Here is a 12747-nt window from a genome sequence, read left to right on the forward strand (position 1 = left end):
CTTTGGGAGTACACGGGTGAAAGCAGACAAGAACAGAGAAACGCGCAAGAAGTATATTACGGTACGCTCATTTTTTGAAGCGAACCAGGAGCGGTTCAAGCTCCGGCTGCTGAACGGGGATGACGGGTTTGACAATCAGATAAACGACAGAAATCTTCATCGCCCGGGGCTTGCGCTTGCCGGTTACGTTGAATTGTTCACATTCGACCGTGTGCAGATCATCGGAAACACGGAGGTGAACTATCTCAAATCGTTGCCCCCGGAAAAGCGCCGCTCGGCATTCTCGAAATTGCTGGAATTTAAGATTCCGTGCATTGTGTTGACGGATAACAATACGCTGGAACCGGAAATGCTGGACGTGGCTGACCGGAAGCATGTTCCGATATTCGGGACATCGTTCGAGACAACAAAGATATCGTACTTCATTGCGGACTTTCTGGACGATCAATTCGCTCCGCAGATTGTCTTGCATGGCTCGTTTGTTGATGTGTACGGAATCGGCGTTTTGCTTATCGGGCGATCGGGTATCGGCAAAAGTGAAATTGCGCTCGATTTGGTTGAACGAGGCCATCGCCTCGTGGCCGACGATGTTGTCAACGTTACGCGCAAAGGAGAGGGAATCCTTATGGGATCGGGAACCGATCTCGTAAAGCACTTCATGGAGATTCGCGGGTTGGGACTCATCGATGTTCGCAGTATGTTCGGGATTCGTGCCATTCGCTTTCAGAAGCGAGTTGAAATTATCATTGAGTTGGAGGATTGGAAGGCCGGGCAGGAATATACACGAACGGGGTTGGATGATGAAACGGTTCCTGTTCTTGAAGTGGAAATTCCCCACGTGCGTTTACCTATTTTCCCTGGTAAAAACGTCACCGTCATTACCGAGGTGATCGCTTTGAACTACTTACTTCGCCACTACGGATACGACGCGGCGAAAGAGCTTGCCAAGAGATTGGAGGGGACGATCGCGGAAAAGAAGAAGAAGGGGAACAGGGCCATCAACTACTTTGAGCACGATTTCGAGTAGAAGGGGCATATTTGCCTACGTGAAAGAGCGTACGCGTTTCTCCCCGGGGAAAAATCGTTAAAAAACTCTAATACCGAAAAAACACCTTGACAAATCATGAGGGTTTTTTTATAATTTCACAGCCCGTAAAGAGTTGCACGCCCCAACACCTTGTTTTTCAGTTCTTCTTTTTTTCTGATTCCAAGGACCAAACGCCAACGTAGGCATCCAATTTGTATAATCTATGCTTCGGGGAGAGACACAAATTCACTGAAGCATGAAGCAAACACGAGAGGTGTCAGTGCTACGGAAGATCAAGATTTTTTATTTCTCTGATTCGACGCTCGGCTATCACGAAGTCAAGTATTTCAAAACCAAAGCTCTGCTTTCTGTAGTTGTACTTGGATGTGCACTCTTCGGTGCATTCTATGGAATCAACTACCTTCTGGGCGATCCGCTCAACGTCACACACCAAAACAATCTTGCCACCGAGAACACCGTTCTTAAAGATCAACTCCGGCAATTGACGGCAAAGGCAGCATCAGTTCAAAAGAATCTGGTCGAGCTTGCAAATCACAGCAATCAACTTCGTTTGATGGTTGATCTGAAAACGATCGACTCGGAAACACGGAAAGCCTCGGTTGGCGGCTCCTTGAATACTGCCGAGTTCGGGTTTCTTGGTCGTGAAGCCGGAACCCTTCTGGCAAGTTCATACGACATCCTTTCGAAGTTGGAACGCGAGGTACGACTTCAGAAGAAAAGTTACGAAGAAATCAACAGGCAGTATGTTGCAAACCAGACCAAGTTCAAACATTTGCCCGCCATCAAGCCCGCGCAAGGACCTTATTCGATAAATGGTTTCGGTATGAGAGTACATCCGGTGCTGGGAGTATGGAGAATGCATGAGGGGGTCGATATCATAGCAGATATTGGCGCGCCAGTGTATGCGGCAGGCGACGGCATGGTTCGCTTTGCAGGAAGGACGATGGGCGGGTACGGCTCCGTAGTTGAGATCGACCACGGATACGGTTATACTACACTGTATGCCCATCTCTCGAAGGTTCAGACAAGACAGGGTGCGCGCGTGAAGCGGGGGGAACTTATTGGACTGGTCGGTCGTTCGGGTTTGGTGAGCGGGCCGCACCTGCATTACGAGGTCCGCTTGAACGGACGGCAGCAAAACCCGGTTGATTACTTCTTCGATGACGTGGATGCGACCCGTTACCGTGCGCAGCTGGCGAATGCAAAGTGAACGTAGTGTTAATTACTTTAGAAAGGAAGTGGTACAGCGTTGATTTGGACGATGGAACTTGCTTCGTATTTGGATGATGCTCCATGGCCTGCGACGAAGGAAGAGTTGATTGATTACGCGGTTCGAACCGGCGCGCCGGTTGAGGTTGTAGAAAATCTCCAGGAATTGGAAGACAGCGAAGAGCCGTACGAAAGTATGGAAGAAATCTGGCCCGATTATCCGACGGATGAAGACTTTTTCTTCGAGGATGAGGGAGAATACTAACCTGCACTACCTCCCTTGATACACTTAGAGCAATCCACCATTGGTGCAACCCATTCCGAGTGGTCGGGATGGGTTTTGTGTTTCTTTACCGTACCTTGCCATGAAGGCTGAACGCGCCCGAACATATCGAGTCCTGAACCGCTGCTTCGGATACCTTCCTGCTGCGGCTCTGTGCTTGAACGTACTCGCCGTGCTTTCAATACTCTTGCCCTCCTCCACTCTGGCGCAGGTCATTCCTTCTGATTACGAAATAGCCTCCATCAGGTTCGAAGGGAACGAGACCTTCAGCAACAACGAGTTGCTGCAGCAAATTCAAACCAGGGAAACGCCCGGTTTCATCAACAAGTTTCTTCACAACAGCATAAGTGAACGACTGGGAAGGAAGAGTGAGTTTCTCGACGAGCGGATGCTCGCTGAAGATCTCGATCGCCTCCGACAATTCTACAAAGATCACGGGTTTCAAGAAGTGAAGATCGACAGCCTCCTCTCGTTCACCGAGCGTGAACGTGTCATGGACGTCGGTATCCGCATTAATGAGGGATATCGTTCTGTCATCGATACTCTTGTTTACAGAGGAATTGTTGATGTCCCGCCGGCAGTTCTCGAAGAAATCATATCAGACAGCAAAATTGCGGTTGGCGATCCGTTCAACAAGGGCCTCATCGAGGAGGATGTTCGGCACGTTCTCCAGGTTCTTAAGAATAACGGCCACGGGCAAGCAGCTTTTGCCCGACAGCATTCTACGATAACGTATTACACGAGTACACGCAATTTCAGTGTGGTTCTGCAATTTGAACTCGGTAAGTTCCATCGGTTCGGGGAGATTACGGTTCAGCAAGAACTGGATCCTATCAGGGAGGATATCCGGGAAGAAGATGTTCTGCGCCAGCTCGATTACACACCCGGCGAGGACTTCAGTCTCGATAAACTCAAGGCCAGCGAGCGCAATCTCAATCGAATCGGCATTTTTGACCGCGCTTGGATTGAGACCGCGTTTCCCGACGCTGCCCCCAATCCTGAATCGATCCATGTGACGACACATGTCAAGATTCGTCCCCGCGACAAACACGAGCTTGCTCCGGAGGTTCTGTTCGGCAGTGACGACAACAATAACTTCACACTCGGAACCGGTATCGGCTATACGAACAGAAACTTTCTCAGCGGAGCACGGACGTTCACCACGCATCTTCGCTTTCGGACGCGGAATTTCAGGGATTTTCCTGATGTGTTTAACGCGAACAACAATGCAATTGCCAACGCCGACCTGACCTTTGAACTCATCCAGCCGTACATTTTTTCGAACAAGATCAGGGGCTCGTGGTCGTTTTCGGCAATTGTGGACAAGCAGACTTTCTACATCAACCGCATTCTGCAAAACAAGTTCGGCTTCGTCAACAGGTTTGCGGAGTTCACAACGGGATATCTCGATTGGACAACACAGCTTGTCAGCCTGGAGAAGAAAAGCTCGATAGCTATTGACTCGACAAATCTTGAGGTGCTACGCGGCCTTCGCGATCTTGAATTGCAGGATTCGCTTCAGCAATTCAACTCGATTCTCTCATTTACAATCCAACGGGATATGACGGATGATATTTTTTCACCATCCCGCGGGTTCTTCCATTCTCTCACATTGGAGGAATCCGGCTTGCTTCCTCTCATTCTCCAACGGTGGCGGCCTGATTTGCCGTTCACGCAGTTCTATCGAACAAGTTTCCTCCTTCGGTGGTATCTTGATCTCACCGGAAGCAGCCGGTTTTCCATTCTCGCACTCAAGCTGAAGGGCGGCTACGAAGGCAAGTACGGCATGAGTTTCTCTGATTCCACAAGAACTATTCCGCAAACTCATCGCTTTTATGCCGGAGGCGGCGGCAGCGTCCGCGGGTGGCGCTCGCGTGATTTAGGTATTGGAGGAAATCCGCAGTTGGGGGGCAATGTTCTCGCCGAGGGAAGTCTGGAACTTCGAACGAATGTTCTGCAAAGTTTAAGGGACGATTTCTGGGACAAACTGTGGACGGTGCTTTTTATTGATGTCGGAAACGTGTGGGCGGAAACGAGAAATCTGCAGGTTCGAACTACCGCCATTGCAGCCGGGTTCGGAATCCGGTACGATACGTTCTTCGGTCCGTTTCGGATTGACTACGGAATTCAGATCCACGACCCGCGAGGCAGCGTCAGCGGAAAGAACTGGGTAACGCAGCGGAAGTTCTGGAGTGAGACACTCCGCCTCGGCGTACTCCATTTCGGCATCGGTCACGCCTTTTAATAATTGGACGAACTATGTGGCATCGGGTTATCGGGCAACAACGTGTTAAGAACATTCTGCTCAGCGCATTGCGCACCGGGCGGCTGCCGCACGCCTATTTGTTCGCAGGGAACGAAGGCGTCGGCAAGGATGCAATGGCTCTCGAGCTTGCGCGCGCGCTTCATTGTGAAAAGGAGAAAGAAAACGCCTGCGGGGAATGTGCCTCATGCCTGAAGTTGAACACGCTTCAGCATCCCGATGTCAAGCTCATCACCGCATTGCCCGTGGGGAAAAGCGAAAAAAGCGACGATCCGCCGATGGAAAAACTCACTGCGGCGGATGTTGAATCTGTTCAGGAGCAATACAGACGTAAAGGCGAAAATCCGTATCACCGCGTAGCGATAGCGAAAGCAAACATCATTAAGATCAACAGTATCCGGGAAGTTCGCCGCGAGTCGGCAATGAGCTCGTTGTACGGCGGAAAGAAAGTATTCATCATTTCCAACGCCGACGAAATGGGCGATGAGGCGTCCAATACGTTGCTCAAAACTCTTGAAGAGCCGCCCGGTGATACGCTTCTCATTCTTACAACATCCCGCCCCGAAACGTTGCTGCAAACAATCATCTCACGATGTCAGCTTGTTCGTTTTGACCCGTTGACAGAACTTGACATCCGGGCTGCGCTGATGGAACGCGAGCTGGTTGATGATCTCAAGGCAACGCTGGTGGCACGACTCGCTAACGGCAGCTACGTCCGTGCATTGGAATTGTTGAAGGATGATGTAGCGGCATTGCGGCAGGATGTTGTGAATTTTGTCCGGACAACGCTTACGGGCAACGCTGTGGCTATCTCGGAACAGGTTGAGCAGTTGGCATCATCGAAGGACCGGGAGTTTGTTGTTCGTTTCCTGACGCTTATGCTTGTATGGTTTCGTGATGCTTTTGTGCTGCTCCAGGGCGGCAGCATTATCAATCTCGATCAGCAAGATGATCTGAAGAGATTCACTGCGAAATTTCCGGATGCGAACCTCAATGGCGTAATGAATGCCGTTGAACAGTCTATTTCTCTTATCTACAAAAATGGCTACATTCTTCTCACGCTTATTCAGCTTACAGTGAGGCTGCGGCGTGCTATCCTTGAACAATCATTGCAACGGATATAAACGGCATCAGGTTCCATGGCTGAATGTATTCTGGTTACTGCCGCACTACCATACGCTAACGGGCCCATCCATCTCGGACATTTGGCGGGAGCGTACCTGCCTTCCGATATCTACGTCCGGTTTCAAAGGCTGAAGGGTCGTGAGGTCGTCTTCATCTGCGGCTCCGACGAACACGGCGTTCCCATCACGCTTACTGCGGATAAGGAAGGCATCACTCCGCAGGCGGTTGTCGATCGGTATCACGCGATGAACAAAGCGGCGTTTGAGAGGTTCAGCATGAGTTTCGACAACTACTCGCGGACTTCGTTGCCTTTGCATCACGTGACTGCATTGGAATTCTTCCTTGATTTCCATAAACGAGGGATTCTGAGGGAGAAGAAGGAACGGCAGTTTTTCGATCCAAAAGCAAACATGTTTCTTCCTGACCGTTATGTGGAAGGAACGTGCCCCGTGTGCAGCAACCCGGAAGCCCGCGGCGATCAATGCGAACGTTGCGGATCGTATCTGAATCCGACCGAACTGATCAATCCGAAAAGCAAAATCTCGGGCGAAGTTCCCGTGTTGCGCGAAACGTCGCACCTCTACTTTCCTCTGGGGGATTACCAGAAGAAACTGGAGTCGTATATTGATGCCCGCAACAAGCGCGACGGATGGAAAGACAATGTGCTGAAGTACTGTCAATCATGGTTCAAGGAGGGCTTACAGGATCGCGCCGTTACGAGGGATTTGGATTGGGGGGTCAAGACTCCGCTGCCCGGCTATGAGAGCAAAGTTCTGTACGTTTGGTTTGATGCCGTGCTGGGCTATATCTCATCCACGAAGGAATGGTCGCAGCGTATAGGCAAGCCGGATGAGTGGAAAAAATTCTGGCTCGATGAATCGACGAAGTATGTGGCATTTATCGGGAAGGATAATGTTGTGTTTCACTGCATCGTTTTTCCCGCAATGCTTATGGCGTGGAACGAAACGCATCCGAAGAAATATGTGTTGCCCGGGAATGTGCCCGCCAACGAATTTCTCAACTTCGAGGGTCAGAAGTTTTCAAAGAGCCGCGGCATCGGAATTGACGTGCAGGATTTTCTTGAACGGTTTCCGGCCGATCCGCTTCGCTACTACCTGGCCTCATCCTTGCCGGAGTATCGTGATTCGGATTTCTACTGGAAGGATTTTCAGTCGAAAAATAACAACGAGCTTGCCGATATTCTTGGGAATTTTGTCAATCGAACACTGGCGTTTGCCGGCAGAACATTCAACGGTGTTGTGCCCGAACGAGGTGACATTACATCGCTCGACCAAACCATCCTTGATGCGCTGAAGGCGACTCCGACCGCGGCCGGACAGTGCTTTGAAGAATATCGTTTTCGTGACGCATTACTGGAAGTGATGAACCTTGCCCGTGCCGCGAACAAGTATTTCAATGACAGCGAGCCATGGAAAACAGCAAAATCCGACACCCCGCGTTGTGCGACTACTATCAACGTGAGCATACAGATTGCCCGCTCGCTTGCTGTGTTGATGTTTCCATTTATTCCTTCTTCATGCGAGAAAATCTGGCGCATGCTTGCGCTTGAAGGAGCGGCCGCAGCACAGTCGTGGGGCTCTGCCGGGTCGGCTGTAATTCCCTCCGGCCACAAATTAGGCACACCCGAGATTCTCTTCACCAAAATTGAGGACGACGTGATTGAACAGGCAATTCGCGAGACTACAAATCAACAACCGGCACAGGCACCGGCCGCGGCAGCAAAGCAGGTTGAGGAGGAACCGTCGATCACCATCGATGATTTCAAGAAAGTAGAACTGCGAGTCGCGAAGATACTTGAATGTGAGGCGGTCCCGAAATCGGAAAAGCTGCTCAAGCTGCAGGTGGAAATCGGCAAGGAAAAAAGGCAAATTGTCGCCGGCATCGCAAAACACTACAAGCCGGAGGATCTCATCGGCAAAAGTGTTGTGGTGGTGTACAACCTGCAGCCTGCAAAGCTGATGGGTCAGGAGTCGAAAGGGATGATTCTCGCGGCATCGGATGACGATGGCAGGCTGTTCGTTGTTTCCCCTTCGGGCGAAATAGCCAGCGGAAGCGTAGTTCGTTGATTCAGAACGTTCCGCTATTTTGTGTAGTGAAAGAGAATCGGAAGCAGAATATAGGCTGCACTCATACCCGAAACAATTAATGCAGCCATTGAGCCTACAGCCCAGAAGAACATCTTGATATCGCCATCCCGCTCTCCGGACACGTTCAGGGCTTTGCGAAAGCAGAACGCGGCGACAGCAAGTCCGATGAGTGCCAGCATTCCGAAAAGGACGGAAAGAGTAATGTCGAGAGTCGCCATAACAAATTGAGAGATACGTGACGTCCAAATATATGAAAAAAATGAAACAGTACCGGCTGAGTCTGGTCGCAGCATTTGTTGCTGTCTCCCTATTGGGATGTTCCGGGGATTCGGATCCTCGCACGAAGGATATTGATACCCGGCTCGCCCGGCTGGAGAGAGTGCAAATAAACTTCGATGCCCGCGGGTTTTCGCAGCAAACGAAAGAACTGCTCATGACGCTCATGGAAGCGGGCCAGTTGTTGCATGAGGCATACCTGTATCAATACGCGCCGGAAGGCATTGAAATACGCGACAGCCTCAGCAGACAAGACGGTGATCTGAGCAATAAGCTGCTTCGACTCGTCGAGAGGAACGGCGGCCCTTATGACAAGATGGATGACTTCACAAATTTTGTCAACAACATGCCCAAGCCTCCCGGCTCGGGTTTCTATCCCGCAGATCTGACGAAAGAGGAGTTTGAAGGCTACCTCGCCCGGTACATGCATCGATCGAAGGCCTTGATGAGTCCGTACACGGTTGTCAGGCGTGACAACGGCGGACTGAAGGCGATTCCTTTCCACGAGGAATACGCGCAATACGTAGTCCCCGCAGCCGAGCTGCTGAGAAAAGCAAGCACGCTGACCGACAATGCCAGCTTCAAGAGATTTCTCGAGTTGCGAGCCAAGGCATTGCTTACCGATGACTACTATGACAGTCACGTGGCCTGGCTTGACGTTATCGATTCGGATATTGATCTTCTGATGGCTCCCGATGAAGTGTACGACGACGGGTTGATGGGGTTGAAGGCATCGTATGAAGTTTCTGTGATGGTGAAGGATTCTGCCGCAAGCGCAAAAGTGGACTTTTTCGGCAGCTACCTGAACGAGCTCGAAATGAATCTGCCGATTGACGAGAAATATAAGAGCCGTTCCGTGACGCTAAAATCGCCGATGTACGTTGTCAACGACATTTTCCGCGGGGGTGATATCGCCACAGGGTACCAGGCCGTAGCCACAACATTGCCTAACGATCCGATGGTCCGGAATACAAGGGGGACCAAAATCATCTTCTGGAAGAACATGATGGTGGCGCGTGTCGAGAAGATCATTCTGCCGATAGCCTATGAGCTCATTTCCTCCGACCAGATCGGATACGTTTCGACCCAAGGCGTGTTCAGCAACACCATCATGCACGAGCTATGTCATTCCGTCGGCCCCATCTTTGTCCACGGTACAGGGGACACGCTTTCCGTGAACGAGGCGCTCAAGGAACACTACACAACCATCGAAGAAGCGAAAGCCGATGTCGCCGGGTTGCATTCGATGCGATACTTCGTCCGGAAGGGGATTCTCGGGAAGGAAATGGAACAGATTCATGCGGTGTCTGCGCTTGCATCGATTTTCCGCACCATCCGTTTCAGTACAACGGAGGCGCATGCAAAAGCCTCACTCTGCGCGTTGAACTATCTGCGCAACGCCAACGCAATCCGGTTTGATCCAAACACGAAGAGATGGTCGGTGATATTTGACAGATTCGGGCCCGCTGTTGCCGACCTTGCCGGGGAACTCCTGTTGCTTGAAGCTACGGGAGATTTCGAGGGAACGGTGAAGTTTCTGAATCGATGGTCGGCAATGTCGATCGACGTGGAACAATCGCTTCGGCGATTGGATCATGTGCCGGTTGATATTGAGCCGGTATATCACGTGAAGTGGAAATGATATGGCAAAGCGACACCCCGGCCTTGTACCGTTATCACACGATCATCATCACGGACTTGCGCTCGCCATCCGGTTGCAGCAAGGGAACAACGCACTTCTGAACGACGGATGGACCCACGATAGGGTTGAACAGGCGAAACGGGTACGGCATTTCTACGAGCACGATCTGCGTCGGCATTTCAAGTCCGAAGAGGAGGTTGTGTTTCCGCTGATGAGCCGCCATGCTCCCGGTTCGTCATTGCTGATTGTCGAGTTGATTCGTCAACATCGCGAGATGGAGCGGCTGATTGATATGCTTGACCATCTTGAAGGAGATCAGTTGGAAAAGAATCTTACAGCATTAGGCGAAGTTCTTGAAAAGCACATTCGCAGCGAAGAGCGTGAATTATTCGAGATGATGCAGCAACAACTCACTGCTGATCTTCTTGATGAGATCGGAGAAGGTGTCAAGAAGTCGTTGAGAGCTGACTGAAACAAGCGCCGCGCATATCCAATAGTACTTCTCACAATCGAATCATCCCCGATGGAAGATAAGCAACTGACCATCCTGATTTCTGAAGATGAAGTCGATATCAACAACCTTCTCACACTTGTTCTTCAACTCGAGAACTTCAACGTCCTTCAGGCTTTCGACGGGCTCACGGCTTATGAAACATTCCTTGCCCACAAGGATGAAATTGATTTGGTGGTAACAGATCTCGGCCTGCCAAAAATGGGCGGAGTGGAGTTAATTGAAAAAGTGCGGGGATTGAAGCCCACGGTGAAGATTATCGGCGCAAGCGGGTTTGGCAGAGTGAACGTTCGCGAAGAAGTGATGAAGGCCGGAGCCGATGAATTCATGCCGAAGCCGTACATTACGGCAGATTTGCTTCTTCTTGCCAAGAAACTCCTCGGTCGTTCCTGATGAGATTCCACACCGAATACCTCTGGTTCAACACCAAAACGCAGCGTGAGTACATCAATATCACTGAAACGGTGGAGGATATTGTTCGTAAGAGTGGTGTGAAGGAAGGCATGGTGTTGGTGTCGGCAATGCACATCACAGCCGGCGTGTACGTCAATGATGCCGAGGCCGGACTGATTCAGGATATAGACGAGTGGCTCGACCGGCTGGCCCCGTTCAAGTCCGGCTATCGCCACCACCGTACCGGAGAAACCAACGGCGATGCACATCTGAAAAGTCTGATTATCCATCATGAAGTCATCGTTCCCATCACAAACGGAAAACTCGATTTCGGTCCGTGGCAGCAAATCTATTATGCCGAGTTCGACGGGCAGCGCCGCAAAAGAGTTATTGTGAAGGTGATGGGAGAATAGATTGCAATTCGTGCCGGCCTTCAGTAGATTTTCAGTTGAACACCATCCTCATTGAATTCAATACATATTCAGGCAGAGTCATGAACTATCAGGCAAGAATGTTTGCTGTTCTTTTCGCCATCTGTCTTGTTCTGGCGCCCGGCGTTGCGCAAGTAAACGGACAAGGAACTCTGGGAATCCAGGTAGACGTTGCCCGCTTCCGCGGAGATGACCTCCGCAGCTACGTGGAGGTGTACTACGCTTTTCCTCAACGGTCTCTGACATATACTCAGAGCCCCGAAGGTTTCAGGGGCGGGGTCGAGTTGCTCGTGGTCGTACGATCGAAGGACTCTATTCACTTTGCCGACCGTTTTGTGATGCCGCACGTGACACAAGATACGGTGGCGGGCAGCATGAATCTCGTCAGCTTGTCCGGAATGATGTTACCCGATGGCAACTATACATTGACTGTGTCAGGAAAGGATGTCAACAACCCGTCACGCAGCGACAGTGTGGCGGTACAGATTGCGGCCAGAGTACCGCCTGCGAACAATGTCGTCCTCAGCGATATCGAATTTGCATCCAACATCAAAAAAGGTGAAAAGGTCTCGCCGTTCTTCAAGAATACTCTCGAGGTAATCCCCAATGTCGACGGAGTGTTCGGCAACGGAAAGAACTGCTTCTTCTACGCCGAGGCGTACAACCTGCTTGCAAACAACGAAATGTCCGACTTGACATTGAGGACGACCGTATTGAATGCAATCGGAAAAGAGGTGATTTCACGGGAACGCCCCCGCAAGCGGAGCGGTGAATCGACAGTGCTTGTGGACAATATCGACGTCTCAAATCTCACGAGTGGCACATATACTCTAATGCTCTCCATCGACGATTCGAGCAAGAAGACCTTGACAACAAGCTGGAAAAAGTTCTTCGTCTTTAACGATGCAATGGGAATAGACTCATCACTGCTTGCGCTGGATCCGACCCTGGCTGTGACGGCGTATTCCACAATGCAAGAGGCGGAACTTGATAATGAGTTCAAGCGTACGCGCTGGGAGGCTCGTGACATTGAGAAGGACCAGTATGCAAAGTTGAAGGGCGCTGAACCAAAGCGGAGATTCTTGGCGGATTTCTGGTCGAAACGCCCGGTCGGTGCCCGTGAAGTATATTTCCAACGTGTGAACGCCGCAAACTCGGCATACGCGAGCATGGGAATCGAGGGCTATCGCAGCGATCGCGGGAGAGTCCACATCACGTACGGTCCCCCGGACGACGTTGATCGCCATCCGAACGAGGCAGGAACAAAGCCGTATGAAATTTGGACGTATAACAATATTCAAGGCGGAGTGATTTTTGTTTTCGTTCAGCGCCAGAACAGCGGCGACTACGAGTTGATGCATTCAACTCACCGCAGCGAATTAAATGACGAAAACTGGATGCGCTACGCCCGCACAAATTGAGCATGAGGGGAACGTGATGCTTGAAGCCGCCCGATGA

Annotated in this window: 12 protein-coding genes; 11 read left to right on the top strand and 1 reads right to left on the bottom strand. The window is 50.9% G+C overall.

The annotated features are described in order from the left end of the window. The first annotated feature begins 16 nt into the window (after positions 1-16). From KF749_02355 to metG, 6 genes are all read left to right on the top strand, one after another. A complete protein-coding gene (locus KF749_02355; protein ID MBX2989990.1) occupies positions 17-1027 on the top strand; it encodes an HPr kinase/phosphorylase in 1011 nt (336 codons plus the stop codon). A 280-nt stretch (positions 1028-1307) separates the two neighbouring features. Further along, positions 1308-2258 (top strand): M23 family metallopeptidase, encoded by a 951-nt coding sequence (locus KF749_02360; GenBank protein MBX2989991.1) that lies wholly within the window; start codon positions 1308-1310, stop codon positions 2256-2258. A 39-nt stretch (positions 2259-2297) separates the two neighbouring features. Then, positions 2298-2522 (top strand): DUF2795 domain-containing protein, encoded by a 225-nt coding sequence (locus KF749_02365; GenBank protein ID MBX2989992.1) that lies wholly within the window; start codon positions 2298-2300, stop codon positions 2520-2522. A 175-nt stretch (positions 2523-2697) separates the two neighbouring features. Next, positions 2698-4785: a BamA/TamA family outer membrane protein gene (locus tag KF749_02370; protein MBX2989993.1), complete on the top strand. Its 2088-nt coding sequence runs from the start codon at positions 2698-2700 to the stop codon at positions 4783-4785. A 14-nt stretch (positions 4786-4799) separates the two neighbouring features. Next, positions 4800-5927 carry a DNA polymerase III subunit delta' gene (gene holB, locus KF749_02375; protein ID MBX2989994.1) on the top strand — a complete coding sequence of 376 codons (1128 nt, stop codon included), beginning with the start codon at positions 4800-4802 and terminating at the stop codon, positions 5925-5927. Positions 5928-5942: 15 nt separating this feature from the next. Next, positions 5943-8015 carry a methionine--tRNA ligase gene (gene metG, locus KF749_02380; GenBank protein ID MBX2989995.1) on the top strand — a complete coding sequence of 691 codons (2073 nt, stop codon included), beginning with the start codon at positions 5943-5945 and terminating at the stop codon, positions 8013-8015. Between the two features lie 14 nt (positions 8016-8029). Here metG and KF749_02385 read toward each other — a convergent pair whose 3' ends face one another. Beyond that, on the bottom strand, positions 8030-8254 hold the full coding sequence (locus KF749_02385) for a hypothetical protein (protein MBX2989996.1): 225 nt from the start codon (positions 8252-8254) through the stop codon (positions 8030-8032). Positions 8255-8295: 41 nt separating this feature from the next. On the opposite strand from KF749_02385, the gene KF749_02390 reads away from it, so the two are divergent. From KF749_02390 to KF749_02410, 5 genes are all read left to right on the top strand, one after another. Beyond that, positions 8296-9954, top strand: coding sequence for a hypothetical protein (locus KF749_02390; protein ID MBX2989997.1), 1659 nt, complete (start codon positions 8296-8298; stop codon positions 9952-9954). Between the two features lies 1 nt (position 9955). Next, positions 9956-10426 carry a hemerythrin domain-containing protein gene (locus KF749_02395; protein MBX2989998.1) on the top strand — a complete coding sequence of 157 codons (471 nt, stop codon included), beginning with the start codon at positions 9956-9958 and terminating at the stop codon, positions 10424-10426. A gap of 51 nt (positions 10427-10477) precedes the next feature. Continuing rightward, on the top strand, positions 10478-10858 hold the full coding sequence (locus tag KF749_02400) for a response regulator (protein MBX2989999.1): 381 nt from the start codon (positions 10478-10480) through the stop codon (positions 10856-10858). Further along, on the top strand, positions 10858-11271 hold the full coding sequence (locus KF749_02405) for a secondary thiamine-phosphate synthase enzyme YjbQ (GenBank protein MBX2990000.1): 414 nt from the start codon (positions 10858-10860) through the stop codon (positions 11269-11271). The genes KF749_02400 and KF749_02405 overlap by 1 nt, the downstream gene beginning before the upstream one ends. Before the next feature lie 80 nt (positions 11272-11351). Beyond that, the gene (locus KF749_02410) at positions 11352-12710 is read left to right on the top strand and encodes a GWxTD domain-containing protein (protein MBX2990001.1); all 1359 of its coding nucleotides are present in this window, start codon (positions 11352-11354) and stop codon (positions 12708-12710) included. The last annotated feature ends 37 nt before the right edge of the window (positions 12711-12747 follow it).

Source organism: Bacteroidota bacterium (genome assembly GCA_019637975.1).
Taxonomy (GTDB): domain Bacteria; phylum Bacteroidota; class Ignavibacteria; order UBA10030; family UBA6906; genus CAADGV01.

Coding starts and splice junctions, on each gene's coding strand:
- KF749_02385 (MBX2989996.1), bottom strand. CDS start 8,254: ATGGCGACTCTCGACATTACTCTTTCCGTCCTTTTCGGAATGCTGGCA.
- metG (MBX2989995.1), top strand. CDS start 5,943: ATGGCTGAATGTATTCTGGTTACTGCCGCACTACCATACGCTAACGGG.
- KF749_02410 (MBX2990001.1), top strand. CDS start 11,352: ATGAACTATCAGGCAAGAATGTTTGCTGTTCTTTTCGCCATCTGTCTT.
- KF749_02390 (MBX2989997.1), top strand. CDS start 8,296: ATGAAACAGTACCGGCTGAGTCTGGTCGCAGCATTTGTTGCTGTCTCC.
- KF749_02395 (MBX2989998.1), top strand. CDS start 9,956: ATGGCAAAGCGACACCCCGGCCTTGTACCGTTATCACACGATCATCAT.
- holB (MBX2989994.1), top strand. CDS start 4,800: ATGTGGCATCGGGTTATCGGGCAACAACGTGTTAAGAACATTCTGCTC.
- KF749_02405 (MBX2990000.1), top strand. CDS start 10,858: ATGAGATTCCACACCGAATACCTCTGGTTCAACACCAAAACGCAGCGT.
- KF749_02400 (MBX2989999.1), top strand. CDS start 10,478: ATGGAAGATAAGCAACTGACCATCCTGATTTCTGAAGATGAAGTCGAT.